Origin of the sequence: Streptomyces sp. NPDC050856 (assembly GCF_040653855.1) — a bacterium.
Lineage (GTDB): Bacteria > Actinomycetota > Actinomycetes > Streptomycetales > Streptomycetaceae > Streptomyces.
Window position 1 is genome coordinate 78,550 of sequence record NZ_JBFAGV010000019.1, and the last position, 25,644, is coordinate 104,193.

Here is a 25,644-nt window from a genome sequence, read left to right on the forward strand (position 1 = left end):
GCGCCGACCATGGCCACCGCCACCTCCCGCACCGGCGACCGGAGGATCAGTCCCGTCTTCCTGGGGATCTCCGCCGTCATGACGGTCACCGGATGGGCGGTGTGGACGGGTTTCTCGGCCGACCCGGGCCTGGCCGCCTTCCTGTTCGTGACATCGGCGTGGATCGTCTCGCTGTGCCTGCACGAGTACGCGCACGCCCGCACCGCGCTGCACGGCGGGGACATCTCCATCGGCGCGAAGGGTTATCTGACCCTCAACCCGCTGAAGTACACGCACGCCCTGCTGAGCGTCGTCCTGCCGGTGCTCTTCGTGATCATGGGGGGTATCGGTCTGCCGGGCGGTGCCGTCTTCATCGAGCGCGACCGGATCCGGGGCCGCTGGAAGCACAGCCTGGTCTCGGCGGCGGGCCCGCTGACGAACCTGCTGTTCGCGCTGGTGTGCACCGCGCCGTTCTGGCTGGGCGCGCTGGACGGGGTACCGGTGCCGTTCCGCCTCGCGCTGGCCTTCCTGGCGCTGCTCCAGGTGACGGCGGCGATCCTGAACTCCCTGCCGGTGCCGGGACTGGACGGCTACGGCGTGGTCGAGCCCTGGCTGTCGTACCGGATCCGCCGCCAGGTGGAGCCGTTCGCGCCGTTCGGACTGCTCGCGGTGTTCGTGTTCCTGTTCATCCCGGAGGTGAACCAGGCGTTCTTCGGCGTCGTCGACGTGGTGCTGCGGGGCCTGGGTGTCCACGAGTTCGAGACGTACTGCGGGCGCGACCTCTACAGCTTCTGGCAGGAGGGGTCGCCGCTGTGCGAGGAGCTGGTCAGCCGGTGACGTTCCCGGCCCGGCGGCGCCAGTAGTACCACGCCATGTTGGACGACAGGCCGGCCAGCAGCACCCAGACGACGCCCAGCCAGCTTCCCTGGACGAAGGAGACCACGGCCGCGGCGGCCGCGAGGAGGCAGACGGCGAGGGCGTACAGAGCGAGGCGGGGCATGGGGGTCGGCTCCTGTCGGGGTACGGCGATGGTGCCCGTCCAGTGTCCCCCATGCCCGCGGGCCGCTACACGTCGGTCACGCGCAGGCCCGCGTGGGCCTTGTAGCGGCGGTTGACCGAGATCAGGTTGGCGACCAGCGACTCGACCTGGTGGGCGTTGCGCAGCCGCCCCGCGAAGACACCCCGCATCCCGGGGATCCTGGCGGCCAGGGCCTGCACCGTGTCGGTGTCGGCCCGGGCCTCGCCCAGCACCATCACATCGGTGTCGATCTCCTCGACCGTCCGGTCCTGGAGGAGCACGGCGGACAGGTGGTGGAAGGCCGCGGTCACCCGGGACTCCGGCAGCAGGGCGGCGGCCTGCTCGGCGGCGCTGCCCTCCTCGGGCTTGAGGGCGTAGGCGCCCTTCTTGTCGAAGCCGAGCGGGTTGACGCAGTCGACGACGAGCTTGCCGCGCAGCTCCTCGCGCAGCGAGGCCAGTGTGCCGGCGTGGCCGTCCCACGGCACGGCGACGATCACGATGTCGCTGCGGCGGGCGCACTCGGCGTTGCCGGCGCCCTCGACGCCGAGGCCGAGTTCCTCGGCGGCGGCCTCGGCGCGCTCGGCGGCGCGCGAGCCGATGATCACCTTCTGTCCGGCGCGGGCGAGGCGGTACGCCAGGCCGCGGCCCTGGTCGCCGGTGCCGCCCAGGACGCCGACGACGAGACCGGACACGTCGGGGAGGTCCCAGGGGTCCCTGGGGGTGTTCGCAGTAGTCATGATCCCGACACTATGGTTTCCGGCCGTCCGGTTCCCCTCCGGGGCGCCGGCCGGCCCCGGCCCGGCCCCCGGCCCGGCCGCCGGGGCCGGGTCGCGGCCGGTACGCGCGGTCAGCGCTTGTCGTGCCACTTGGGGTCCGTCTCCCATTCCTGGTTCCGCTCCCGGGCGGTCTCCATCGCGTGCGAGGCCTCCTCGCGGGACGGGTACGGGCCGAAACGGTTCTTCGCAGGGCAGTCGGGACCCTCCTCGACCTTCCCGTGCTTCAGGCAGTAGTACCACTCGCCCGGCTTTCCGGCCGTGCGCTTCTTGAACAGGGCCATCGTGGGCTCCTTCCTCTGCCAGCATCGTGCCCCGTGTGCCCTGGTTAGACTCGCTGACATGTCTGGCCAGTCGCTGCTCGTACCGGGGAAGCTCTCTCCCGCCCGTTCCGTTCCCGGATCCATCCGCCGCCCCGAGTACGTCGGGAAGCCGGCTCCGGCCCCGTACACGGGGCCGGAGGTGCAGGATCCCGACACCATCGAGCGGATGCGCGTCGCGGGCCGCATCGCCGCGCGGGCGATGGAGGAGGCCGCCAAGCACATCGCGCCCGGGGTGACCACCGACGAGCTGGACCGGGTCGCCCACGAGTACATGTGCGACCACGGCGCCTACCCGTCCACCCTGGGCTACCGGGGCTTCCCCAAGTCGCTGTGCGCCTCGGTCAACGAGGTCATCTGCCACGGCATCCCCGACTCCACCGTCCTGCGCGACGGCGACATCGTGAACCTCGACGTCACGGCGTACATCGACGGGGTGCACGGCGACAACAACGCCACCTACCTCTGCGGCGACGTCGACGAGGAGTCGCGGCTGCTGGTGGAGCGGACCCGCGAGTCGCTGAACCGGGCCATCAAGGCGGTCCGGCCCGGCCGCCAGATCAATGTCATCGGCCGCGTCATCGAGTCGTACGCCAAGCGTTTCGGGTACGGGGTCGTGCGCGACTTCACCGGGCACGGGATCAACTCGTCCTTCCACTCCGGCCTGATCGTCCCGCACTACGACTCCCCCCACGCGACCACGGTCATCCAGCCCGGGATGACGTTCACCATCGAGCCGATGCTGACGCTGGGCACGCACGAGTACGACATGTGGGACGACGGCTGGACGGTCGTGACGAAGGACCGCAAGCGGACCGCGCAGTTCGAGCACACCCTCGTGGTGACCGGGACCGGGGCCGAGATCCTGACGTTGCCCTGACCCGTGAGCCGGGTACCGTTTTACCGACAGGACGTCGGAAAGCGTTGACCGGGGTATCCCCGAGCAGGAGGATCGGTGGGGGCGGCCGCACCGGCCGCCGTCGCCGGCACCTCGCGGCACCGCTTTCCGTCCCCCTCGGTCCCCGGAGGCCCGCCTTGGACGCACGTGCCAGCGCCACCCCCTTCTCGACGCTCATCCGCACCGCCTCGCACGAGCAGCACACCGAGGCGGAGAGCTCCGCGTTCATGAGCGGCCTGCTCGGCGGCAGGCTCGGCGTGGACGCCTATGCCCGGTACACCGAACAGCTCTGGTTCGTCTACCGGGCGCTGGAGGAGACGGCGGCGGGCCTGGCGGACGACCCGGTCGCGGGTCCCTTCGTCCGGCCCGAGCTGTTCCGCACCACCGAGTTGGAGCGGGACCTGGCCCACCTGCGCGGCGCCCGCTGGCGGGCGGGCCTGGTGCCGCTGCCCGCCACCGCCGCGTACGCCGCCCGGATCGAGGAGTGCGCCCGCGCCTGGCCCGCCGGGTACGTCGCCCACCACTACACCCGGTACCTGGGCGACCTGTCGGGCGGGCAGGTCATCCGCCACAAGGCCGAGCAGACGTGGGGCTTCGCGCGCAAGGGCGACGGCGTCCGCTTCTACGTCTTCGAGCGGATCCCCAACCCGGCGGCGTTCAAGCGGGACTACCGCGAGCTGCTGGACCGGGTGAACGCCGACGACCTGGAGAAGCAGCGCATCGTCGACGAGTGCAGGCGCGCCTTCGACCTCAACGGCGCGGTCTTCCGTCAGCTCGGCGACGAGTTCCCGCTGAGCGCGTAGCGCTGCGCCACCCGGCCGCCGAGTTCGATCACGCCGCCCGGTCCCGGCGCGGTGAGGATCTGCGAGCCCCGGCCCTGGATGATGTTCAGCGCCCGGCCCAGCCGGTCGCTGAGCAGCAGCGCGGCCGCGCCGGTGGCCTCGTCCTCCTCCACCCCGTCGCCGCGGCCCGGGAACGCCCGGGCCCGCACCCGGCCGGCCGCCGCGTCCTCCCAGGCCCACGCGTACAGCCGGTCCCCGGGCGGCGGCACGTCGAGCGCGTCGACCTCGGCCGGCGAACCGTACTGCCGGAGGGTGCGCGGCGGCGCCCACTCGGCCCGCGCGGCGATCCAGGTGAACTCCCCGTCCTGGCGCGCCCACACCTCCCCCACGGCCGGCCGCAGCACCTCAAGGTCCAGCAGCCAGGCCGCCCCGACCAGCGGGTGCCCGGCGAACGGCAGGCGCGTACCGGGCGTGTAGATGTCGACGGCACCGCGCTCGGGGTCGTCCACGAACACGGTCTCGCCGAAGCCGAACTGCTTGGCCAGGGCCTGACGGGACCCCTCGTCGGGGTGGCGGCGCCCGTCGCGCACGACACCGAGCAAGTTGCCGTGGCGCCCGTCGGCGGCACAGAAGACGGCGAGGACGTCGGGTGCGGTGTTCACCCCGGAATTCAAGCACGCGCCGCCACACCACCCGCACCAATGCCCCCAAAGCGGTTTGTTCCGCCACCTGGCGGTGGGGTTGCCGGGAGGCGCCGGTGAGCCCGCGGTGCGACCCGTCCGCCTCTCCCTCGTCACCGCCGCCGCGGCCGTGGCCGCCCTGATGACCGCCGTCACGGGTCGCGCCGAGAACTCCCGGCCCGGCCCGACCGCCCTCCAGGTCGCGGTGGGCGGTGTGTCCGGTCCCGGCGCTCGCGCTGTTCCCGGCCCCGGTAGGGTTCGGACGGTCAGTGGGGGTCGAGGAGCAGAAGGCAACCGATGAGAAGGTTGGGTCGGCCGGCGGCGGGGCTCGCGGCGATGACGGTGCTGACGGTGCTGGGGCTGACGGCGAGCGGCTGCGTGACGGTGCACGGCGAGCTGGAGGTCGTCCCGTCGGCGACGAAGGCTGAGGCCGCGCGGGCGCTCAAGGACTTCACCGACGCGTACAACAAGGCGGACAAGGCGTACGACCCGGCCCTGGACGCGGGCCGGGTCACCGGCGCGCTCGGCGCGATCAACCAGGCCGGACTCAAGGCGCGCAGCGTCACCAACCCGGCCGGCAACCCGGCCCACCGGCCGCTCGAGCTGACCGACGCCGCCTTCACCATCCCCGAGAAGGCGGGCTGGCCGCGCTGGTTCGTCGCGAACGCCGACTCCAACCGGGACACCGACCGGGGCGCGGGCGACACCCGCTGGCTGATGGTCTTCGTCCGGGGCGGCGTGGACCAGCTGTGGGAGGTGGCCTACCTGAACATCGTGGCCCCGGCCGACATCCCCGCGTTCGAAACCGGCGCCGAGGGCTGGGCGGAGCCGGTCGCGCCGGACTCCGCCGCCGTCGCGGTCGCGCCGAAGAACCTGAGTGAGGAGTACGCCTCCTACCTCCAGACGGGCAGGCCGGCGCACTTCACGGCGGGCCCGCACACCTCGCTGTGGCGCGTGGAGCGCCAGAAGGTCGCCCGCCGGCCGGGACTGTCCACGCAGTTCCTCGACCAGGCCCTGGACACCGGCGACTTCGCGCCGCTGGGGCTGGCCACCGAGGACGGCGGGGCGCTGGTCTTCTTCGCGACCCGCTTCTACGACCGGCAGACGGCCGCCAAGGGCTACCGGCCGACGGTCAACCCCGATGTGCGGGCGCTGATGACCGGCGAGGTGAGGAGCACCCTCACCAAGGAGTGGGTCTCCAGCCAGGTGGTGCGGGTCAAGCCGTCCGGCGCGGCGGCGGACCAGGTCACGGTGCTCGGCCGGCTCCAGGGCGTGGTCTCGGCGACGGGCTCCTGAGCGCCGTCCGCCGCGCCGTCCGCCCGGCCGGTCAGCGGCTGAGCGGCCAGGCCACCTGGTTCCGCTCGTGCTCGCCGAGCTGGTCGGCGTGGCGCGCGCACGCGTCGGTGAGCGACTCCAGCAGCGTCAGCGGGTCGGGCAGCGGGTGCTCGGGGCCGCGCACCCAGTCCACGCCGAGCTCACCGGGCAGCCGGGCGGGCGGTACGAGGACGTAGCTGCCGCGGCAGTGCCAGCGCAGGCCCGGGTGCTCGTCCATGGTCTCGGGGTGGCAGTCCAGCTCGCACGGCCACCACTCGTCCTCGTCCTCGGGGGTGCCGCGGGTGGCGGTGAAGAAGAGCATCCGGCCGTCCCCGGACTCGGCGACCGGGCCGACCTCGACGCCGTTGTCGAGCAGCCGCCGGAGCGCGGCGCGACCGGCCTCCAGCGGTACGTCGAGGACGTCGTGGACCATGCCGGTCGCGGTGATGAAGTTGGCCTGCGGCTGGCCCTGCGCCCAGCGTTCGACCTGGGCCGGGTCGGTGGTCGACTGGGTCTGCCAGGCGAAGGAGAGGGGGTGGCGGGCGGGGGTGGGACAGCCGATGCGCTCACAGGAACACCGGTAGCCGACGGGGTGCGCGGCGGGGGCCAGGGGCAGTCCCGAGGCGGCGATGGCCAGAAGCAGCTCTTCCCGTCCCGGCGCGTCGGTGTCCGCCTGCTTCGGGCGCCGGCCCAGCCAGTGCGCCAGTTTGCTCCCCGTGCCGCGGTAGCGGCCGATACCGTCGCCCATCTATCCCCTCACACCTCTGCCGAGCCCTGCGGTCCCTGCCATGGTCCCACCATCCTGCGCCCCGGGGGACCCGCATCCCGGACCGGGGGTCGGGTGGCTGAATCCTTACGGTCACGCAGCCGGGCTCCTTGTCGGAGTCTGTCAGGGTTTGGGCGTTGTTTTGTCGGCTTTGTTCAGCGGGCGGGCCGGGGAGCGATGCCGTAGAGGGCGCATTCCACGACCTGGTCGGCGTACACGTGGGTCAGCGGCAGGGTGCGCAGCAGCCAGCGGTGGGCGAGGGGCCCGACGAACAGTTCCAGGGCCACGCGCGGATCGATGTCCCGGCGGGCCGCGCCGGCCTCCTGGGCGGCGCGCAGCCGCTCCACGTACAGCCGGAGCTGCGGCTCCAGGAGCTTCTCGACGAACTGGGCGCCCAGCTCGGGGTCGATCACACCCTCGGCCGCCAGCGCGCGGGAGGGCGCCTCGTACCGGGGGTCGTTCAGCTCGTCGACGGTGGCGCGCAGGACGAACTTCAGGTCCGCCTCCAGGTCCCCGGTGTCGGGGATCCCGCTGCCGGCGTCGCCGTTGAGGGCCTCGCTCGCCTGCGCCCCGAGGTCGAGGAACGCCTCCATGAGGACCGCCGCCTTGGACGGCCACCAGCGATAGATGGTCTGCTTGCCGACCCCGGCGCGGGCGGCGATGCCCTCGATGGTGGTCCTGGCGTAGCCGACCTCGCCGACGAGGGCGAGGGCGGCGTCGTGGATGGCCCGGCGGGAGCGCTCGCTGCGGCGGCCGGCGTCGGGCGCCTTGGGGGTGTGGGTCATGCGTCCAATCTACCAGCGATGCGAGGCGAGACGTTTCGTCTCCTGACAAGGCGGTGCGTCTCGCAGACTGGGGAACGCGCCCACCGGACGGCCGGGGACACAGCAGGAAGGAGACCCCTCATGAGCCGTGGCGCGGCGGGAAACACGCCCGGCGTCGGCGGCACCCGCAGGAAGCTCTCGGAAGGAGATCCGGGGCGACGGCGCGGGCGGCGCCGGCCGGGGCGGCGATCCGGCCGCACGGAACGGGAGTTGCCGCCGCAACTGAAGGAAGGGCGTACGGCACCCGGCGCCTCGTGAGCGCCGTGATGAACCACCCGTACGGTCCACTGCGCGAAGGCTCCGCACGGCGCACCATGGCTTGCACGCACAACCGTGCGCCCCGCCGCCCGTGAGGAGCCTTCGTTGCCTCGTGACGCGTCACCCCGCCGCTACCTGATGTGCCCACCCGCGCACTTCAGGGTGACCTACTCCATCAACCCCTGGATGGACCCGGCGAAACCGGTCGATCTGCCGCTGGCCATGGCCCAGTGGGAGGACCTGCGCGACCGGTACCTGAGCCTCGGCCACACCGTCGAGCTGCTCCAGCCACGCGCCGACCTGCCCGACATGGTGTTCGCCGCCAACGGGGCGACCGTCATCGACGGACGGGTGCTGGGCGCCCGGTTCGCCTATCCGGAGCGCGCCGCCGAGGCCGCGGCGCACCGGGAGTGGTTCCGCGCCCACGGCTTCACCGAAGTGCGCGAGCCCGACCACATCAACGAGGGCGAGGGCGACTTCGCGGTCACCGCCTCGTACGTCCTGGCCGGCCGGGGCTTCCGTTCCAGTCCGCTCTCGCACGCCGAGGCACAGGAGTTCTTCGGCCGGCCGGTGATCGGTCTGGACCTGGTGGACCCCCGCTACTACCACCTGGACACGGCCCTGTGCGTACTGGACGACGCGGCCGACGAGGTCATGTACTACCCGGGCGCGTTCGCACCCGGCAGCCGCGCCGTGCTCGCCCGGCTCTTCCCCGACGCGCTGATCGCCGAGGAAGCGGACGCGGCGGCGCTCGGGCTGAACGCGGTGAGCGACGGCCGGCACGTCCTGCTGCCGCAGGCCGCCGTGGGGCTGCTGCGGCCGTTGCGGAAGCGCGGCTTCGAGCCGATCGGGATGGACCTGGGCGAACTGCTCAAGGGCGGTGGCAGCGTGAAGTGCTGTACGCAGGAGCTGCGGACGGCCGGCCCGGGCCCGCGGATCTGAGGGACCCCTGCCCGGCCGGGCGGGGGCGGCGGCCCGGTGGCCCGGTCGCGCGCGACGGGGCCACCGGGCGCGGCCGTCAGTCCTCCAGCCGGATGACGTAGAGGGCGATGTCGCCCTGCAGCGTGATGTCGGCCTGGCCCTCGGCCCCCGCGTACTTGCCCGTACCACCCGTGATCGCCGACTTGCCGCCGTGCGGCAGCTTGCCGACGCGGTCGATCGCGTCGGTCAGGCTGATGCTTCCGTCGTCGGTGCGCAGGACGCGGTGGCAGAGGGCGACGTGGCCGTCGTTCCGCACCTCGACGGCGCCGCAGTGCGAGAACGCGTCACCGATCTTCTTGCCCGGCTTGCCCTTGATGTTGGTGTACAGGTGCGAGTGGATGGTCCAGTCGGCGCCGACCCGCACCTGCTTCGGCCGGGTGTCGGTCCTCTTGACCGTCAGCCAGCTCAGCACCCGTGCCGTCTCCTCGGTCTCCTTCGGCACGGGCCCGGGAGCCGCGGCGGCGGTGACGGTCAGAGCGGTGGTGGCGAGCATCGCGGTGGCCGCGGTGATCAGGGTCGCGGTGAAGCGGCGGCCGGCACGGGAACGTGGCACGGGACCTCCAGGGTGAGGGGATGGGAGCGAGCCCACCCCAACCCTCCGGACCGCCGGACGGCAATGGTCCCGGGCACCAAGTCACCCGCGCGGTCGCGCCCGGTCACCCCATCAGCGGCGTCCGCTCAAGCCGGCGGCCACTCATCGCCCCAGGCCGCGTCACGGGCCTCCTTGTACAGGGCGCCGTGCCGCTTGGTGACCGTGTCGCGGCGCAGCCCGTCGTCCTCGGTGCACAGGTCCAGCAGCACCTGGCCCTTGCGGATCTGCGGCCTGCGGACCACCCGGGCCGGGGCGGGCGTCAGCGCGGCGGCGGACCCTCCGGCGGGGCGCAGCCGGTCCTCGGGGACGGTCGCCACCACGTAGCTGAACTTCTCGTCCTCGTACGCCAGTGAACCCCCCTTGACCTGCCGGTGCAGGGAGGAACGGCTGACCCGCGCGGCGAAGTGGCACCAGTCGCTGCCCGGCTCGATGGGGCAGGCCCGGCTGTGCGGGCACGGCGCCGCCACCCGCAGGCCGGCCGCCACGAGCCGGTCGCGGGCGGCGATGATCCGCTGGTAGCCGTCGGGGGTGCCCGGTTCCACGATCACGACGACCCGCGCGGCGCGCGCGGCCTCGGTGACGACGGCGGCCCGGTCCCGCTCGGTGAGCTCCTTCAGGACGTAGGAGACGGTCACCAGGTCGGTGTCCTCGACGCGCAGCGACGCGCTGATCCTGGCCCGCCGCCAGGCGGCCCGGCCCAGCGACGCGACCCCCGAGGCGGCGGCCAGCTCCCGGCCGAGCGCCAGCGCGGGCTCGGCCCAGTCCAGCACGGTGGTGTGCGGCGCGGCCTCCTCCCACGCCTCGGCGACCGCCCAGCTCGCCGCGCCGGTGCCGCCCCCGATGTCGGTGTGGGTGCCCGGCGTCCACTGGGGCACCGCGTCCCGCAGCGCGCCCAGTGCGGCCCGTACCGCCTCGAACGTCGCCGGCATCCGGTACGCGGCGTACGCGACGACGTCGGAGCGGTCGCGCAGTACGGGGGCGTCGGTGGGGGTGGTCCCGCGGTAACTGGCGATGAGCCGGTCGACGGCCTGCGCGGCCTGCGTCGGGGGCAGCCCGTCCAGCAGACCCGCCAGGGTCGCGCGCAGCGCTTCCGCGGTGGGGAGTGAGGCGTTCACCGACCCATCGTAGGCGCCCGCCCCGGCCCTTCCGGCCGGGCCGCCGGCGGTCCGGACCGGCCGGAACGGCATCCTTCGCGAACTGCTCCACGCGGTACGGCGGTTGCTACCCTGACGGCCACTGATCCGGCGGCCCGCTCACGGGGGGACCATGAGACAGAGGATCGCGCGCCTGGCCCTGCCGGCCGGCTCGGCCGTCCTGGCGCTGCTGGTCCTGCTGGCCGTGCTGGCCACTCGCGGCGGCGCCCCGGACGGGACCGCCCCGGACGGGGCCGGCGCCGGGGCGGCGGAGCGCCCGGTGCGCACGGGCCCGGCGCCGGTGACCCCGCTCACCGTCCCCGCCGGGTACGACACCGGGCGCGGCTGGGAGGCCGACGGCGTCTCCGCCGAGTACGCCGTGGCCGAGGCCGCCGGGCTGATCGCGTACCTGGAGCGGACCGGTGAGCACCGCTACCGGCTGCGCACCCTGCACACGGCGGGCGGGCGGCCCGGCTGGTCGGGCCGGCCCTGGCGCCCGCTGGGCGGCCCGGACGACACGCCGCGCCTGCTGGTGGTGACCAAGGAGGACCGGCAGTACTTCGTGACCTGGTCGTACGGCAGGGCCGGCGGGGATCCGCTGTCGGCCGCCGACGCGTTCGTCTCGCTCGACGTGTACGACGCCGCCGACGGCGCCCGCCGGCGGGTGGAGGTGCCCTGGGCCGATGTGCCCAGGGTGACCGGCACCGGGCCGGGCGTGCTGATCACCGACGGCAGGGCACGCGGCACGGTCGTCGCCCCGGACACCGGCGAGGTGACGGCGGTCCCGCCGGGCCGGCTCGGCCACCCCGCGGGCTGCGCCGAGTGCCGCCGGCTGACCGAGCTGCGCGCGGTGACGTCCAAGGGACTGCTGGTGAGCGGGGCGAGGGGCTTCTGGGTGCCGGGGCGCTGGTTCAGCCGCGGCCGCCCACCCGCGGGCGCCGACCCGGCGAGCGGGGTGCCCGCGTCGGTGACCCAGGGGCACGTCCTGGCCCGGTGGCAGCCGCGGAAGGGCACCGCGCGGGCCGCCACCCACGACATCTGGGCGGTGCACGACACGGCGACCGGGCGGCCGCTGGTGAAGGCGGAGTGCCGCCGGCCGGCGATCGAGCCGGGCGAGCAGCCCCGGGCCCTGGTCTCACCCGGGGGCCGGTACCTGATCGCCGGTAGCCTCGCCTTCGACCTCGACGCCCGGACCGGGCGCTGCTTCGAAGGGGCGGACGGCACCGGGCCGCTCACCCTGGCCACCGCCACCGACCGGGGCGTGGTGTACGGCGCGACCGGTGCCCGGGGGGCGGCCGACGCCCTGGCGGGCGGGGGCAGCCCGGTGGCGGTCGACCTGGCCACCGGGGTGCCCCGGGCACTCGCCCCGAACGTCCGGCTGCCGGCCGCCGAGGTGGGCGGCACCGGGCTGTTCCGCTGGACGGACCCACGGGGCCGGGTCCATCTGACCGGCTACCGGTGGCGCGGCTAGCGGGCCGGGGTCACTCCTGACGGGACGCCTCCTCACGGGCCTGCCAGGGCCGGCACAGCCCGAGGAAGCACGCCACCGCGCCCAGCGCGCAGACCAGTTGCACCACCGCCATCGGCACCGCCGTCGCCTCGCCCGCGACGCCGACGAGCGGTGAGGCCACCGCGCCGACGAGGAACGACGACGTACCGAGCAGCGCGGCGGCCGAACCGGCGGCGTGCGGGGTGCGCATCAGGGCCTGCGCGTTGGTGTTGGGCAGCGCCAGGCCCATCGCCGACATCAGCACGAACAGCCCGGCCGCGACCGGCACCAGGCCCACCTCGCCGAAGGCCCCGCCGGTCATCAGCAGCAGCGCGACGGAGGCCAGTGCGATCACGGCGAGGCCCGCGCCCAGCGCCTTGTCCGGACTGACCCGGCCCACCAGCAGCTTGCCGTTGATCTGCCCGACCGCGACCAGACCGACCGAGTTCAGCCCGAAGAGCAGGCTGAAGGTCTGCGGGGAGGCTCCGTAGATCTCCTGGACGACGAACGGCGAGGCGGAGATGTACGCGAAGAGCGCGGCGAACGCCAGTGCCCCGGCCAGGGTGTAGCCGGCGAAGACCCGGTCGGCGAGCAGTCCGCGCATGGTGCGCAGCGCCGCGCCGACGCCGCCGCCGTGCCGCCGCTCGGGCGGCAGGGTCTCGTCCAGCCACTTCCACACCACGAGGGTGAGCAGGGCCCCGACACCGGTCAGCACGTGGAAGACCCCGCGCCAGTCGGTGACCCGCAGCACTTGGCCGCCGATCAGCGGGGCGATGACCGGCGCGGTGCCGGAGATCAGCATGAGGGTGGAGAAGAACCGGGCCATCGCCATGCCGTCGTACAGGTCACGGACCATCGCGCGGGCGATCACGATGCCGGCCGCTCCCGCGAGCCCCTGGAGCAGCCGGAAGGCGATGAGCAGTTCGACGCCGGGGGCGAACGCGCAGACGGCGGTGGCGGCGACGTACACGAGCATGCCGATGAGCAGCGGCCGGCGGCGCCCCCACTTGTCGCTCATCGGGCCCACGACGAGCTGCCCGAGCGCCATGCCGGCGAGGCAGGCGGTCAGGGTGAGCTGGACGGTGGCGGCCGGCGCGTCCATGGCCCGGGTGACCTGGGGCAGGGCCGGGAGGTACATGTCCATGGACAGCGGCGGCAGCGCGGTGAGGCCGCCGAGGAGGAGGGTGACGAGCAGCCCCGTCCGGCGGGCGGCACCAGGGGCGCCGGACGGGGCCGCGGCTGCCGCCGGGGCGGGAGGCGCGGTGGCCGCCGGGGGCGCGGCCGGGGCGGGCTCGGCCGGTATGTGTCCTGGTGTGCTGGGGCCGCGCTCCGGCATCTCGTCTCCTGTCCTGGGGTGCGCGCCCATGCTCTCAGGCCGGCGGGACTGGTTGAAACATCAAGGGACCAGTGATGGGTCACACCGGCCGCAGGCCCGGGTCACCCGCCTCGGTGACGAAGGACGCGGCCGTGGCGACCGGGGCGCCGGGCGTGGTGACGGCCGGGACCGTACGGAAGTCCGCCCGCGCCCGCTCGGGGGTCAGGCTGATCCGTACGTAGCCGCGCCGGCCGTTGTAGAACCTCAGGTGCGGGTTGGCCTGGGTGAGGGCGGCCCAGTTGGCGGGCCGGTCGGCACCGTCCTTGCCGCTGGTGACGGAGGTGGCGACGAACTCGGTGCCGACGGTGCGCGAGGCGGGGTCGTCGAAGTCGGCCTTGAGGTCGAAGGCGTAGCCGACGTGCACGTCGCCGGTCAGGACGACGAGGTTGTCCACCCCGGCGGCGGCGGCGCCGTCCAGGATCCGCCGGCGCGAGGCGGGGTAGCCGTCCCAGGCGTCCATGGAGAGCTTGAAGTCGGGGGTGGGGACGTTGCGCCGCCGGGCGAAGGTGACCTGCTGGGGCAGGACGTTCCACACCGCGTCCGACGCGCGCCAGCCGTCCAGCAGCCAGCGCTCCTGCGCGGCGCCGGTCATGGTGCGGGCGGGGTCCTCGGACTCGGGGCCCGGGGTCTGCCAGCCGTCGCCGTACGCCTGGTCGGAGCGGTACTGGCGGGTGTCGAGGATGTCGAACTGGGCGAGGCGTCCGAACCTCAGCCGCCGGTACAGCCGCATGTCCGGCCCGTGGGGCCGCTGGGGTGCGCGCAGCGGCTGATTCTCCCAGTACGCGCGGTAGGCGGCGGCCCTGCGCAGCAGGAACTCCTCGGGCGGTACGTCGTTCTCCGGGGTCCCGCCCGCGTAGTTGTTCTCGGTCTCGTGGTCGTCCCAGGCGACCACGAAGGGATGGGCGGCGTGGGCGGCCCTCAGGTCCGGGTCGGACTTGTAGAGCCCGTACCGCAGCCGGTAGTCCTCCAGCGTGACGGTCTCCCGGTTGAAGTGGGCGGGCAGCCGGCGGTCGGTGTAGGCCCGGGCCCCGCCGGTCGCGTTGACGGCGTACTCGTACAGGTAGTCGCCGAGGTGGAGGACGGCGTCGAGGTCCTCGTCGGCGAGGTGCCGGTGCGCGGTGAAGTACCCGTCGTGGTACGCCTGGCAGGACACGGCGGCCAGTCTCAGCTCCGTCACCCGGGCGCCGGGGCGGGGTGCGGTGCGGGTACGGCCCGCAGGGCTGACCCAGGCGCCCGCGCGGAAGCGGTAGTGGTACACCCGGCCCGGGGCGAGGCCGGTGACCTCGACGTGGACGCTGTGGTCGAACTCGGGGTGGGCGGTGGCCAGGCCGCGTCTGACGACCCGGGTGAACCGGTCGTCGTGGGCGAGCTCCCAGCGCACCGCGACCCGGGCGGGGGGCAGGCCACCGCCGGGCTCGTAGGGGCGGGGCGCCAGACGGGTCCACAGCAGGACGGAGTCCGGCAGCGGGTCACCCGACGCCACGCCCAGCGTGAACGGGTCCTCGGTGATCCGCCGGGCGGCCGCCGGCTCGGCGGCGTGCGCCGTCCGGCCGGTGCCCGGCAGGTCGACGGCGAACGCGAGGGCGGCGGCGGCCCCGGTGGCGGTGAGGAACCCCCGGCGGCCGAAGTGACGGGCGGCGGCGCGGAGTTCCGGCGAGTACGGCGATGCGGGTGTCATGGGCTCTCCCTGGCGACGGTTGCCGTGCCATTGGAGTCCTACGCCTTGTCGGGTACACAACATCCACATGTCGGCCATATGAGTTCCCGGTGCCGGGCGGTCCCGTACGCTGCGCGTCCATGGATCCGGTACGGAAGATCGCGGTGGTGACGGGGGCCGGCTCGGGCATCGGCCGGAGTGTGGCGGTGGCCCTGGCGCAGGCGGGCTGGACACCGGTGCTGGCCGGCCGCCGGGCGGAGCCGCTGGCCGGGACGGCGGAGCTGACCGGCCGCGACGACACCCTGTGCGTCCCGACCGACGTCACCTCGCCGGACGCGGTCGGCGCGCTCTTCGCCGCCGTGCGCGACCGGTACGGCCGGGTGGACCTGCTCTTCAACAACGCGGGCAGCTTCGCCGGCGGCGGCACCCCGGTCGAGGACCTGGACCACGACACCTGGCGCGCGGTCGTCGACGTCAACCTGACCGGGGCGTTCCTGTGCGCGCGGGAGGCGTTCCGCCTGATGAAGGAGCAGACGCCGGGCGGCGGCCGGATCATCAACAACGGCTCGATCTCGGCTCACTCCCCCAGACCGCACTCGATCGCGTATACGGCGACCAAGCACGCGGTGACCGGGCTGACCAAGTCGCTGTCCCTGGACGGACGCCCCTACCGCATCGCGTGCGGCCAGATCGACGTCGGCAACGCCGCGACGGAGATGACGCGGCACATGCGGGACGGCATCCTCCAGGCCAACGGCGAACTGGCCCCGGAACCGGTGATGGACGTGGCGGACGTCGCCCGGACGGTCGCCCACATGGCCTCGCTCCCACTGGAGGCGAACATCCAGTTCGCGACGGTGATGGCCACGACGATGCCGTACATCGGCCGCGGCTAGCGCCTCCGGCGGCGCGCCCGGCCCGCCCCTCCGACCGGCGATGCCGCGTGGCCGCGCGCCGTCGTCGCCGGCGCCCGGCCGGGCGCCGGAGCCGTGGGGCCCGGCGGTCACCGCGCCGCGCACGGGAACAACCGGCCCCGCCGGAGGGGTTGCCGCAGCATGACGACCACTCCGCGCCCGCGCCCCGAGATCCTCCGCTACACCGCCTTCTCCGGCGATCCCGGTGGCGGCAACCCCGCCGGGGTCGTCCTGGACGCCTCCGGGCTCGGGGACGACGACATGCGGGCGATCGCCGCCGAGCTCGGATACAGCGAGACCGCGTTCCTGACCGCGCCGCCCGAGGGGCACGCCGGGGCCGCCGACGGGCGGGCGTTCACCATCCGCTACTTCAGCCCCAGGGCCGAGGTGCCGTTCTGCGGGCACGCCACGGTCGCCACGGCCGTCGCGCTCGGTGAGCGCATCGGCCCCGGGGACCTGGAGTTCACCACGCCCGTCGGCACCGTCCCGGTGACGGTGAGCGCCGAGGGCGGCGCGCTGCGGGCCACGCTGACCAGCGTGGAGCCACGCGTCGAGGAGGCCGCCGACACGGACGTCCAGGAGGCCCTGGCCGCACTCGGCTGGGCGGCGGCCGAGCTGGACCCGGCGCTCGCGCCCCGGATCTCCTTCGCGGGCGCCCGCCACCTCGTGCTCGCCGCGGCGACCCGCGAGCGGCTGGCGGACCTGTCGTACGACTTCGCCCGCCTGGAGGCACTGATGCACCGCCTGGACCTGACGACCGTGCAACTGGTGTGGCGCGCCTCGGAGACGGTCTTCCACGTCCGCGACCCGTTCCCGGTCGGCGGCGTGGTCGAGGACCCGGCGACCGGCGCGGCAGCCGCGGCGTTCGGCGCGTACGCCCGTGAGCTCGGCCTCGTCCCCGACACGGCGGTCCTCACCCTCCACCAGGGCGAGGACATGGGGCGCCCCGGCGTCCTGACCGTGGAGCTGCGCGCCGGCGAACCGCGCGTCCGGGTCTCGGGCACGGGCGCCCGCATCGGCTGACCGACCGGCCGCGCCCTCGCGGGCCCCCGGCTTCCGGGCCTGCCCGGCAGCCAGGCACGCGGGGGCACGCGGCCGGTGCCGGGCACGGGGCCGGTGCCGGTGGGTGGGCGGGTCTGCGCCCGGTACGGTTCTTCGATCCTGAGCGGGAGTCGTTCGCCGAGTTCATCGCCCACGATGAGAGATGGACCGTCTGCCAGGGCGGTCCCGTGGCTTTCGCGAGGATCGGGCAGCTCCGCGCCGTACTCCTTTGAGCAGCGGCGACCCACGTGGGGCGCATCTGCACCTGGACGGTCCCGGGCGATCCAGCGCTGGAACGGACGCATGTGGGAGCCATACGGTTTCGCGGCGAACCTCGCGGAGACGAGGCGCGTCCTGTTCCCCCACACCGGGTGGCCCCTTCCCCTGGGCCGACACCGGAACCCGGCCCCGGGGCCGGCAAGCACCACAAGCCTCAGGCGCCGCGACAGCCCGACATCGGGCCAGCCGCTGGCCTGCGTTTTCGCTGGTCAGAAGCCCAAGGGGCAGACGAGTCGGGCTGTACGCCGGGTTCTGTGCCCCGGGACCTCGCGGTCGTCGGGGCGACGGCCATCCATCTAGGACCGGCGTTGCCGCCGGTCTCGTGCGGTCTACCCGCGGACTCGGGCGGGCAGCCCTCGAACGTCCGCGCAGGGCCACTGTCGCCAGCGGCCCCTCTTGACCTTGCTCCGGGTGGGGTTTACCTAGCCGCCTGAGTCACCTCAGGCGCTGGTGGTCTCTTACACCACCGTTTCACCCTTACCGGGGACCGAGGTCCCCGGCGGTCTGCTTTCTGTGGCACTGTCCCGCGGGTCACCCCGGGTGGGCGTTACCCACCACCCTGCCCTGTGGAGCCCGGACGTTCCTCGGGAAGATCCGTGAGGATCTCCACGCGGCCGTCCGCCCGGCTCGTCTGCCGTGCCGACCATGCTACCCGGCGCGCGGGACCTACCGGGCCCCGGCCAAACCGCGGAACCGGGGAACCGCAGAACCGGGGAACGCGAAACCCGGAACCCGCAACGCGGAGCGCGGAACACCGTCGGGCTGTCGGCGCCCGTGACCGCCGTGACGCCGCCGGGACGCCGGTACCCGGCGCACACCGTCCGCGCTCACGCCGACAAGGCCCGGCGCCCGGGCGCCGCCGTGGCGGAGGTGCTCACGCGGGCTCGAACAGCGCCTTCGCCGTGCCCGGGTCGGCCCGGGTGAGCCGGACCCGCAGCCGCTCGCCCAGCGGCAGCGGCGTGGTGCCGCCCTCGACGCGGGCCACCACCGCCGGGTCCTCCAGGTGGACGGTGCCCACCGCCGGGTCGTTGTCCTTCACGTCGACCACGTACGCGTCGAAGACCTCCCCCACCCGGTCCTTGAGCAGGGCGGCCTCCACCAGGTCGACGCACTCCCGCTCGACACCGTTCGCGCGCCGGGAGCCGCGCGCCATCTCCTCCGGGAGGGCGGGCAGCGCCGCCAGTACCCACTCGGGCGGCTCCCGTCCGGCGGCGGCGGCCAGGCACAGCTCGCCCGCGTAGCGGTCGACCAGCCTGCGCAGCGGCGCGGTGCAGTGGGTGTACTCGTCGGCGACGGCGGCGTGCACGGCGGGGCTGGGGACGTTCCCTCCGGTGAAGACGGTGTAGCCGGCGCCGCGCAGCAGGGTCGTGCAGTCCTGGAGGAAGGCCGCGTGCCGGGTGTCGCTCGGGTCCAGGGAGCGGACGAGCGCGGCGTACGAGACGTGGTGCGGCCAGTCGACGTCGAGGGCGTGCGCCGAGCGGCGCAGCCGGGCCACCGCGCCGTCGGGGGCGGTCGGCAGGGTGCGCAGGACGCCGATGCCGGCGGCGATCATCAGGTCGGCCGCACAGGCACCGGTCAGCAGGGAGATCTGGGCGTTCCAGGCGTCGGCGGGGCGGGGCGCGCGGTAGGCGAGGGCGTAGGAGTGGTCGCGCTGGACGATCTCCTGCTCGGGGACGGCCAGGGAGATCCCGCCGCGTTCGGCCTCCAGCCGTTCGCGGAGCCGGCCGATGTCACGCAGCAGGGCGACCGGCTCCTCGGCGGTGCCGGAGTCGATCCGCCGCTGCACCTCCGCGTAGTCGAACCGGGCCCGGCTGCGCACCAGGGCGCGGCGTACGCCGGTCGTGACCGGGCGGCCGTGCGCGTCGAGGTCGATGCGCCACAGCAGGGCGGGCACGGCCCGGCCGGGCAGCAGGCTGGCGGCGCCCTCGGACAGGACGGCGGGGTGGAGCGGGACGCGGCCGTCGGGGAGGTACAGGGTCTGGACACGGCGGTGCGCCTCGGCGTCGACGGCACCGCCGGGCGTGACGAACGCGGCGACGTCGGCGATGGCGTAGTGGACGCGGTAGCCGCCGCCGGGGCGGCGGGCGAGGTGCATCGCCTGGTCCAGGTCGGTGGAGCCGGGCGGGTCGACGGTGAACAGCGGCAGGTCCGTCGCGTCGTGGTCCGGCGGGCGGGGCGCCTTCGCGGCGGTCTCCGCCTCGGCGAGCACGGCGGCCGGGAAGGCGCCGGGGAGGTCCAGTTCGGTGCGCAGCGCGCGCAGGGCGGCCCGCAGGGGGGCCTCGGCTGCGCCGGTCACGCGGATGTGGCGGCGGGGCATGGACCGAGCCTATGGCGCGGGGCGGCACTTTGTACGCTGGCGCCGGTGGGGCCGCACCCCTGCCACCGGTTCCGCCGTCCCCCGGCCTTCCGGTCCTCCGGTCCTCCGGTCTTCCGGCCCTGCCGTCTTTCCCGTGCGTACGAAGGAGAACCACCGTGCTCGTGCTGTTGCCGCCCTCCGAGGGCAAGGCCGTCCCGGGACGAGGCGCGCCGCTGGACCCGGCGGCGCTGTCGCTGCCGGGGCTCTCCCGGGCGCGGGCGGCCGTACTGGAGGAGCTGGTGGAGCTGTGCTCGGCGGACCAGGACAAGGCCCGCGAGGTGCTGGGGCTGAGCGAGGGGCTGCGCGGCGAGGTGGCGAAGAACACCGGGCTGCGGACGGCGGCGGCGCGGCCGGCCGGGGAGATCTACACGGGTGTGCTCTACGACGCGCTGGGCCTCGCCACGCTGGACGCGGCGGCCGGACGGCGGGCCCGGCGGTCCCTGCTGGTCTTCTCCGGCCTGTGGGGGGCCGTGCGGGTGGACGACCGCATCCCGTCGTACCGCTGCTCGATGGGGGTGAGGCTGCCGGGACTCGGCGCGCTGGGCGCCTACTGGCGCGAGCCGATGGCGGCGGTACTGCCGGAGGCGGCGGGCGACGGGCCGGTGCTGGACCTGCGGTCGGCGGCCTACGCGTCGGCGTGGAAGCCGAAGGGCGAGCTCGCCGGGCGTACCGCGACGGTGCGGGTGCTGCACGCCCCGACCCGCAAGGTGGTCAGCCACTTCAACAAGGCCACCAAGGGCCGGATGGTGCGGAGCCTGCTGGCGGACGGCGCCGCGCCCCGGTCGCCGGGCGAGCTGGTGGAGGCGCTGCGGGACCTGGGGTACGTGGTCGAGGCCGAGGCACCGGTGCGGCCGGGGAAGGCGTGGGCGCTGGACGTGCTGGTGGACGAGGTGCACTGACCCGACTGTTGCACTGCGTGCAACGCTCGTTGCGGGTAGTGGTGCCCGGCGCCAGGATGGCGCCCATGGCCTCCGTTCCGTCGTCCGTGCTGGACCTCGCCCCCGTCGTGCCCGTCGTCGTCATCGAGGACGCCGCCGACGCCGTACCGCTGGCGCGCGCCCTGGTCGCCGGGGGGCTGCCGGCGATCGAGGTGACCCTGCGCACCCCCGCCGCTCTGGACGCGGTCCGCGCGATCGCGGCGGAGGTGCCGGAGGCGGTGGTGGGCGCGGGCACGGTCGTCCCGGCGGCGAAGGTGGGCGACGCGGTCGCGGCCGGGGCGCGCTTCCTGGTGAGCCCGGGGTGGACCGACGCGCTGCTGGACGCCATGCGGGCGTCGGGGCTGCCGTTCCTGCCGGGTGTCTCCACGGCGTCGGAGGTGGTGGCGCTGCTGGAGCGGGGGGTGCGCGAGATGAAGTTCTTCCCGGCCGAGGCGGCGGGCGGCCGGGCCTACCTCACCTCCCTGGCCGGTCCCCTGCCGCAGGCCAGGTTCTGCCCGACGGGCGGCATCTCCGCCGCCTCCGCGCCCGCCTATCTGGCCCTTTCCAACGTGGGCTGCGTCGGGGGTACGTGGATGGTGCCGCCCGACGCCGTCGCGGCGAGGGACTGGGCCCGGGTGGAGTCCCTGGCGCGCGGGGCGGCGGCGCTGCGGCCGTGAGGCGGTGGGCCGCCGGTGGGCGGGGCCGGTTCAGCGCAGGTGCGAGGTGTCGTTCAGCAGGCGGACCGAGGCGTTGCCGTCCCGGTAGTAGGCCACCGCCGAGAGGGACGCGGCGGACAGCTCCATCCGGAAGAGCGACTCCGGCGGTGCGCCCAGGGCGAGCCGGACCAGGGTCTTGATCGGCGTGACATGCGTGACCAGCAGCACCGTGCGGCCGGCGTGACGGGCGGTCAGCCGGTCCCGGGTGGCCGCCACCCGGCGGGCGACCGCGGCGAAGGACTCGCCACCACCTGTGGGCGCCGCCCTCGGGGACGCCAGCCAGGCGTCCAGGTCCTCGGGGTGGCGCTCCCGTACCTCGGCGAACGTCAGGCCCTCCCAGGCGCCGAAGTCCGTCTCGCGCAGGCCGTCCTCGATCCCGACGTCCAGGCCCAGGCGGGCCGCGATCGCTCCGGCCGTCTGGCGGCACCGGAGCAGCGGCGAGGAGACGATCTCCTGGATGGTGCCGCGCGCGGCCAGCGCCGCGGCGACCGCTTCGGCCTGCCGCCGTCCCACCGCCGACAGCTCGGGGTCGCCGCCCCCGCTGCCGGAGAACCGCTTCTCCGGCGTGAGCGCGGTCTCGCCGTGCCGCAGCAGTACGAAGGTGGCCGGCGCGCCCAGGTCGGCGGCGGCCCATCCGACGGGCGGCGTCGCCCGGGTCGCGGCCTCCGCGGTCGCCGCAGCGGAAACGGCTTCGGCGGTGGGGTCCGTCCCGGCCGCCGGCGCGGGGGCGGCACCCGCAAGCGTGTCACCCGCCGGTGCGGAGCCCGACGCCGCGGTCCGCGCCGACGCGGCACCCGGCACCGCCCGGCCGGACGACACCGACGACTCCGCGCCGGCCGGCCCGGGGGCCGCGGACACGGCACCGGCACCCGCGCCCGGCGGCGCCGTGCCGGCCAGGGCCGCGCGGGCCCGCGCCGCACCCGCCGCCGCGTCGCCCACCACCCGGGCCGCGCCCGCGTCGAGGGCGGCCGTGGAGGCGGCGGGCCGCCACCGCTCGCCGCGCTTCCCGGCGTCCATCGCCTCGTTGGCGAGCCGGTCGGCGTGCTTGTTCCGCTCGCGCGGGATCCACTCGTAGGTGACCTGGCGGGCCGGGAACACCGCGGCGGCCTCCGCCGCCAGCGGCTTCATGTCCGGGTGCTTGATCTTCCAGCGGCCGGACATCTGCTCGACGACCAGCTTGGAGTCCATCCGGACGCGGACCGCCGCGCCGGGCGCGAGCTCGCGCGCCGCCCGCAGGCCCGCGATAAGCCCCTTGTACTCGGCCACGTTGTTGGTGGCCACGCCGATGTACTCGGCCGCCTCCGCCAGCGGCTCGCCCGACACCGGGTCCAGGACCACCGCCCCGTACCCGGCCGGCCCCGGGTTGCCCCGGGAGCCGCCGTCGGCCTCGACGATGAGCTCCCGCACCTCCGTCATTACAGGCCCGACTCCGACGTCCGGACCAGGATCCGACGGCAGTTCTCGCACCGTACGACGGTGTCGGGCGCGGCGGCCCGCACCTCGTTGATCTCGGTGATGTTCAGCTCGATGTGGCAGCCCTCGCAGCGGCGCTGGTAGAGCCGGGCGGCGCCGACCCCGCCGTGCTGGCCGCGCAGCTTCTCGTACAGCTTCAGCAGGTCGGCCGGGACGGAGCCGGCCACCAGTTCGCGCTCCTTGGTGGCGGACGCGGTCTCGGCGTCCAGCTGCTCCTCCGCCTTGTCGCGGCGCCCGGTGGCGTCGTCGACCTTCGCCTGGACGGAGGCGGCCCGCTCGGTCAGCTCGGCGATCCGCGCCTGCGCGGACTCGCGGCGCTCCATGACCTCCAGGACGACGTCCTCCAGGTCGCCCTGGCGCTTGGCGAGGGAGACGATCTCCCGCTGGAGGTTCTCCAGGTCCTTGGGCGAGGAGACCGCCCCGGAGTCCAGCCGCTGCTGGTCGCGCGCGGCGCGCTGGCGGACCTGGTCGACGTCCTGCTCCGCCTTGGTCTGCTCGCGGGCGCAGTCGCTCTCCTCGGTCTGCGCGGCGACCAGCAGGTCCCGGAGCTGCGTGAGGTCCTTGTTCAGCGACTCGATCTCGGCGTGCTCGGGCAACGAGTCGCGCTTGTGGGCGAGCTGGGACAGTCGTACGTCGAGGGCCTGGACGTCGAGGAGTCGGATCTGGTCGGCGGGCGCGGCGTTCAGTTGGGGGCTCCAGGGGAGGTGTGGTGGGCGGACCAGGGGTCGGTGACCGTCTTCGAGACGTGGACCCGCAGGCCCCAGCCGTGACGGTCGGAAATCTCGTCGAGCTGGGCGGCGGCCAGCTCGCACCAGGGCCACTCGGTGGCCCAGTGGGCGGCGTCGACCAGCCCCAGCGGGGAGTGCTGGGTGGCCTCGGAGGCCGGGTGGTGGCGCAGGTCCGCGGTGAGGAAGGCGTCGACGCCCGCCGCCCGTACGGCGTCGAAGAGGCTGTCGCCGGAACCGCCGCTGACCGCGACGGTACGGACGAGGGCGTCGGGGTCGCCGGCGACCCGGATGCCCTGCGCGGTGGCGGGCAGCCGCTCCGCGGCGCGGGCGGCGAACTCCCGCAGCGTCTCCGGGACGTCGAGCTCGCAGATCCTGCCGAGCCCGTTCTCGGGTACGAGGGGGCCGGTGACGCGCAGGTCGAGCGCGCCGGCGAGGGCGTCGGAGACGCCGGGGTCGGCGGTGTCGGCGTTGGTGTGCGCCACGTGCAGCGCGATGTCGTTCTTGATCAGGGTGTGCACGACCCGGCCCTTGAAGTGGCCGGCCGCGACCGTGGTGGTCCCGCGCAGGTAGAGCGGGTGGTGGGTGACGATCAGCTGGGCGCCGAGCTCCACCGCCTCGTCGGCGATCTCCTGGACGGGGTCGACGGCGAACAGCACACGGCTGACGTCGGCGCCGGGGTCGCCGCAGACCGTGCCGACGGCGTCCCACTGTTCGGCCCGCTCAGGGGGCCAGAGGGCGTCGAGCGCGGCGATGACTTCAGACAGACGGGGCACGGGGAAAGGCTACCTGCCCCCGGTGGCCCGCCGTCCTGGCCGGGGCGCGGGCCCACCGCGCCGCGCCGGTGGAGCACATTCACACCGCCCTCCGCCGGCGAATCGGGACACGTCCGCCCTTATAGGTGAAGCCGAGCGACTCGCCCGGTTCGGCTGGGCGTGCGAAAACTAGCGTCGGTCGCTGGAGGTGACGAGTCGATGACAGTCTGTGTTGCCGAGGCCGCCTCGATGGACAGCGGCGCACGCCGGGGCACGGGGTTCACGGTCGCCGCGGACGGCGCCTACGCGGCACGGCTCGCGGGCGCCGGCGGCGCCCTGTACCCGGAGCGCTGGACGCTGGACGGGCCGGAGCCGTACGCGGTGCGGCTGCCGCTGGACCGGCCGGAGGCACCCGGTACGCAGGTGCTGCCGCTGACCGACGGGCGGGTGCTGATCGCGCGCGGGGCCGGCGGGCGGTACGCCTTCTCCCTGCTGTACCCGGCCGGGCCGGGGACCGGTGAGCTGCCGCTGGGGTCGGTGGCGGCCCCGGCGCTGCGGCTGCTCCCGCCGGCACCGGACGGGACGTCCGCCTACGCCCTGTCCGCCGGGGCGCGGTCCACCGGGATCTGGCGGGTGGCGGGCGGCGGGGCAGGGCCCGAGCACGTCGCGGAGGTGCGCGGCCGCTGCGCGGGCGGGGTGTGGCTGGACCGCGCGGGGCGGCTGCTGGCCGTGGACCGCGCGGTGGACGGCGGGCCGGTCAAGGCGGTCGCGGTCGACCTGGAGCGGGGCGGCGAGGTGACCCCGCTGCTCCAGCTCACCGACGACAGCAACGACCGGCTGCTGCTGGCCGACCCGGACAGCGGACTGCTGCTGATCCGGTCCGACGCCCCGTCACCGGGGCACGAACGGCTGGGGTGGGGGGTGCTGGGCAGCGCGCGCCCGGTGCGGTTCCCGGAGTGCCTGCGCCTGGCGGACGCGGCGGTCACACCGTTCGCGGCGCAGCCGGGCCAGGTGCTGATGCCCGAGGCGTGCGCGGTGGCGCTGCGCATCGACGCGGCGGCGGGAAGCTGGGTGGGCGTGTGGCGTCCGTCGGGGCGGCGGCTGGACCAACTGGCGCCGCCACCGGGGTGGCTGGCCGGGGCGGGGGTGTGGACGCCGGGCGGGGCGCTGCGGCTGCCGTACGCGACCCGGACGGTGCCGTGCGGGCTGGCCCGGATCGAGATGTCCGCGCAACCGCCCGTACCGCCTGGCGGCACACCACGTCCACCAGTGGAACCCGCAGGTGGGGAACCGTCCGGCCGCCCGGCGAGTCCTGCTGTGTGCAGGCCGGTGCCGCTCCAGCAGGCGCCACTCACCGGCCGCACGGCCCACGGTTAGACTCTCGGGCCGCACACATCAGCAGCGATCAACTACGGGGTGACTTCCCACATGTCTGAAGCCCGCACCGACACGACCCAGGCGCGACCGCAGGGGGACGCCGGCGGCTCCGGAAAGCACCGAGGGGGCGCGGCGGCGTCGGAGGACACCACGGTCCAGCCGCACGGCCGCCACCGCAAGGACCCGAACCACCGTTACGGGATCTGACGCCTGACCCGCGGGGCGGGGGCCGTCCGGGAAGCCCCCGGGCGG

General features: G+C 74.8%; 25 protein-coding genes, 1 other RNA gene and 2 pseudogenes. 13 read left to right on the forward strand and 15 right to left on the reverse strand.

Annotated elements, in window-relative coordinates; genetic code table 11:
- The first annotated feature begins 9 nt into the window (after positions 1-9).
- On the forward strand, positions 10-816 hold the full coding sequence (locus tag AB0H53_RS18640) for a site-2 protease family protein (RefSeq protein WP_362113977.1): 807 nt from the start codon (positions 10-12) through the stop codon (positions 814-816).
- Here the strand turns inward: AB0H53_RS18640 and AB0H53_RS18645 are convergent.
- From AB0H53_RS18645 to AB0H53_RS18655, 3 genes and pseudogenes are all read right to left on the reverse strand, one after another.
- Positions 806-1,032: pseudogene (locus tag AB0H53_RS18645) on the reverse strand (hypothetical protein). The gene AB0H53_RS18640 and the pseudogene AB0H53_RS18645 overlap by 11 nt on opposite strands.
- Before the next feature lie 12 nt (positions 1,033-1,044).
- Entirely contained in the window at positions 1,045-1,734 is a 690-nt protein-coding gene (gene npdG / locus AB0H53_RS18650; protein ID WP_362113980.1) for an NADPH-dependent F420 reductase, read from the reverse strand.
- 110 nt (positions 1,735-1,844) lie between these two features.
- Positions 1,845-2,054, reverse strand: a complete 210-nt coding sequence (locus tag AB0H53_RS18655; protein ID WP_362113983.1) for a hypothetical protein — start codon at positions 2,052-2,054, stop codon at positions 1,845-1,847.
- Positions 2,055-2,112: 58 nt separating this feature from the next.
- Here AB0H53_RS18655 and map point away from each other — a divergent pair, with 58 nt between their 5' ends.
- Together map and AB0H53_RS18665 are read left to right on the forward strand one after the other, a co-directional pair.
- Positions 2,113-2,970 carry a type I methionyl aminopeptidase gene (map, locus tag AB0H53_RS18660; protein WP_362113986.1) on the forward strand — a complete coding sequence of 286 codons (858 nt, stop codon included), beginning with the start codon at positions 2,113-2,115 and terminating at the stop codon, positions 2,968-2,970.
- A gap of 155 nt (positions 2,971-3,125) precedes the next feature.
- Entirely contained in the window at positions 3,126-3,791 is a 666-nt protein-coding gene (locus tag AB0H53_RS18665) for a biliverdin-producing heme oxygenase (protein ID WP_362113989.1), read from the forward strand.
- On the opposite strand, the gene AB0H53_RS18670 is transcribed toward AB0H53_RS18665, so the two are convergent.
- Positions 3,758-4,432, reverse strand: a complete 675-nt coding sequence (locus AB0H53_RS18670; RefSeq protein ID WP_362113992.1) for a PhzF family phenazine biosynthesis protein — start codon at positions 4,430-4,432, stop codon at positions 3,758-3,760. The two genes, AB0H53_RS18665 and AB0H53_RS18670, sit on opposite strands and share 34 nt — an antisense overlap.
- Positions 4,433-4,747: 315 nt before the next feature.
- Here AB0H53_RS18670 and AB0H53_RS18675 point away from each other — a divergent pair, with 315 nt between their 5' ends.
- Positions 4,748-5,746 (forward strand): hypothetical protein, encoded by a 999-nt coding sequence (locus tag AB0H53_RS18675; RefSeq protein ID WP_362113995.1) that lies wholly within the window; start codon positions 4,748-4,750, stop codon positions 5,744-5,746.
- Positions 5,747-5,777: 31 nt separating this feature from the next.
- On the opposite strand, the gene AB0H53_RS18680 is transcribed toward AB0H53_RS18675, so the two are convergent.
- On the reverse strand, positions 5,778-6,512 hold the full coding sequence (locus AB0H53_RS18680) for a bifunctional DNA primase/polymerase (RefSeq protein WP_362113998.1): 735 nt from the start codon (positions 6,510-6,512) through the stop codon (positions 5,778-5,780).
- 173 nt (positions 6,513-6,685) lie between these two features.
- Positions 6,686-7,315, reverse strand: a complete 630-nt coding sequence (locus AB0H53_RS18685; protein ID WP_362114001.1) for a TetR/AcrR family transcriptional regulator — start codon at positions 7,313-7,315, stop codon at positions 6,686-6,688.
- Positions 7,316-7,687: 372 nt separating this feature from the next.
- On the opposite strand from AB0H53_RS18685, the gene ddaH reads away from it, so the two are divergent.
- The gene (ddaH, locus tag AB0H53_RS18690; protein ID WP_362114004.1) at positions 7,688-8,554 is read left to right on the forward strand and encodes a dimethylargininase; all 867 of its coding nucleotides are present in this window, start codon (positions 7,688-7,690) and stop codon (positions 8,552-8,554) included.
- A 76-nt stretch (positions 8,555-8,630) separates the two neighbouring features.
- On the opposite strand, the gene AB0H53_RS18695 is transcribed toward ddaH, so the two are convergent.
- A complete protein-coding gene (locus tag AB0H53_RS18695; protein ID WP_362114007.1) occupies positions 8,631-9,146 on the reverse strand; it encodes a hypothetical protein in 516 nt (171 codons plus the stop codon).
- Positions 9,147-9,271: 125 nt separating this feature from the next.
- Entirely contained in the window at positions 9,272-10,300 is a 1,029-nt protein-coding gene (locus AB0H53_RS18700) for a small ribosomal subunit Rsm22 family protein (protein WP_362114010.1), read from the reverse strand.
- A 151-nt stretch (positions 10,301-10,451) separates the two neighbouring features.
- Between AB0H53_RS18700 and AB0H53_RS18705 the strand changes: the two genes are divergently transcribed.
- Complete coding sequence (locus tag AB0H53_RS18705; RefSeq protein WP_362114013.1) at positions 10,452-11,789, forward strand: hypothetical protein; 1,338 nt, start codon at positions 10,452-10,454, stop codon at positions 11,787-11,789.
- A 10-nt stretch (positions 11,790-11,799) separates the two neighbouring features.
- Here the strand turns inward: AB0H53_RS18705 and AB0H53_RS18710 are convergent, their stop codons facing one another.
- Together AB0H53_RS18710 and AB0H53_RS18715 are read right to left on the reverse strand one after the other, a co-directional pair.
- Positions 11,800-13,143: a multidrug effflux MFS transporter gene (locus AB0H53_RS18710; RefSeq protein ID WP_362114016.1), complete on the reverse strand. Its 1,344-nt coding sequence runs from the start codon at positions 13,141-13,143 to the stop codon at positions 11,800-11,802.
- A gap of 79 nt (positions 13,144-13,222) precedes the next feature.
- Positions 13,223-14,860, reverse strand: coding sequence for an alkaline phosphatase D family protein (locus AB0H53_RS18715; protein WP_362114019.1), 1,638 nt, complete (start codon positions 14,858-14,860; stop codon positions 13,223-13,225).
- A 119-nt stretch (positions 14,861-14,979) separates the two neighbouring features.
- Here AB0H53_RS18715 and AB0H53_RS18720 point away from each other — a divergent pair, with 119 nt between their 5' ends.
- The 3 genes and pseudogenes from AB0H53_RS18720 to AB0H53_RS18730 all read left to right on the forward strand — a co-directional run.
- Positions 14,980-15,735 carry an SDR family oxidoreductase gene (locus AB0H53_RS18720; protein ID WP_362114022.1) on the forward strand — a complete coding sequence of 252 codons (756 nt, stop codon included), beginning with the start codon at positions 14,980-14,982 and terminating at the stop codon, positions 15,733-15,735.
- A gap of 159 nt (positions 15,736-15,894) precedes the next feature.
- Positions 15,895-16,776, forward strand: a complete 882-nt coding sequence (locus tag AB0H53_RS18725; protein ID WP_362114025.1) for a PhzF family phenazine biosynthesis isomerase — start codon at positions 15,895-15,897, stop codon at positions 16,774-16,776.
- A 321-nt stretch (positions 16,777-17,097) separates the two neighbouring features.
- Positions 17,098-17,142 (forward strand): annotated as a pseudogene (locus AB0H53_RS18730) (hypothetical protein); the annotation flags it as partial.
- A gap of 156 nt (positions 17,143-17,298) precedes the next feature.
- Here AB0H53_RS18730 and rnpB read toward each other — a convergent pair.
- Together rnpB and AB0H53_RS18740 are read right to left on the reverse strand one after the other, a co-directional pair.
- An RNA gene (gene rnpB, locus AB0H53_RS18735) (RNase P RNA component class A) lies at positions 17,299-17,703 on the reverse strand.
- 244 nt (positions 17,704-17,947) lie between these two features.
- Entirely contained in the window at positions 17,948-19,390 is a 1,443-nt protein-coding gene (locus AB0H53_RS18740; RefSeq protein ID WP_362114028.1) for an RNB domain-containing ribonuclease, read from the reverse strand.
- Between the two features lie 155 nt (positions 19,391-19,545).
- On the opposite strand from AB0H53_RS18740, the gene yaaA reads away from it, so the two are divergent.
- Entirely contained in the window at positions 19,546-20,328 is a 783-nt protein-coding gene (gene yaaA / locus AB0H53_RS18745) for a peroxide stress protein YaaA (RefSeq protein WP_362114031.1), read from the forward strand.
- Positions 20,329-20,384: 56 nt separating this feature from the next.
- Positions 20,385-21,023: a bifunctional 4-hydroxy-2-oxoglutarate aldolase/2-dehydro-3-deoxy-phosphogluconate aldolase gene (gene eda / locus AB0H53_RS18750; RefSeq protein WP_362114088.1), complete on the forward strand. Its 639-nt coding sequence runs from the start codon at positions 20,385-20,387 to the stop codon at positions 21,021-21,023.
- Positions 21,024-21,053: 30 nt separating this feature from the next.
- On the opposite strand, the gene AB0H53_RS18755 is transcribed toward eda, so the two are convergent.
- The 3 genes from AB0H53_RS18755 to AB0H53_RS18765 are packed head-to-tail and all read right to left on the reverse strand — an operon-like array spanning position 21,054 to position 24,036.
- Entirely contained in the window at positions 21,054-22,469 is a 1,416-nt protein-coding gene (locus AB0H53_RS18755; RefSeq protein WP_362114091.1) for a bifunctional RNase H/acid phosphatase, read from the reverse strand.
- Positions 22,470-22,477: 8 nt separating this feature from the next.
- A complete protein-coding gene (locus tag AB0H53_RS18760) occupies positions 22,478-23,221 on the reverse strand; it encodes a C4-type zinc ribbon domain-containing protein (RefSeq protein ID WP_362114094.1) in 744 nt (247 codons plus the stop codon).
- Positions 23,218-24,036, reverse strand: coding sequence for a Nif3-like dinuclear metal center hexameric protein (locus AB0H53_RS18765; RefSeq protein ID WP_362114034.1), 819 nt, complete (start codon positions 24,034-24,036; stop codon positions 23,218-23,220). Before AB0H53_RS18765 ends, AB0H53_RS18760 begins: the two co-directional genes overlap by 4 nt.
- Positions 24,037-24,234: 198 nt before the next feature.
- On the opposite strand from AB0H53_RS18765, the gene AB0H53_RS18770 reads away from it, so the two are divergent.
- Complete coding sequence (locus AB0H53_RS18770; protein ID WP_362114037.1) at positions 24,235-25,392, forward strand: hypothetical protein; 1,158 nt, start codon at positions 24,235-24,237, stop codon at positions 25,390-25,392.
- A gap of 51 nt (positions 25,393-25,443) precedes the next feature.
- Positions 25,444-25,599, forward strand: a complete 156-nt coding sequence (locus AB0H53_RS18775) for a hypothetical protein (RefSeq protein ID WP_362114040.1) — start codon at positions 25,444-25,446, stop codon at positions 25,597-25,599.
- Positions 25,600-25,644: the final 45 nt, after the last annotated feature.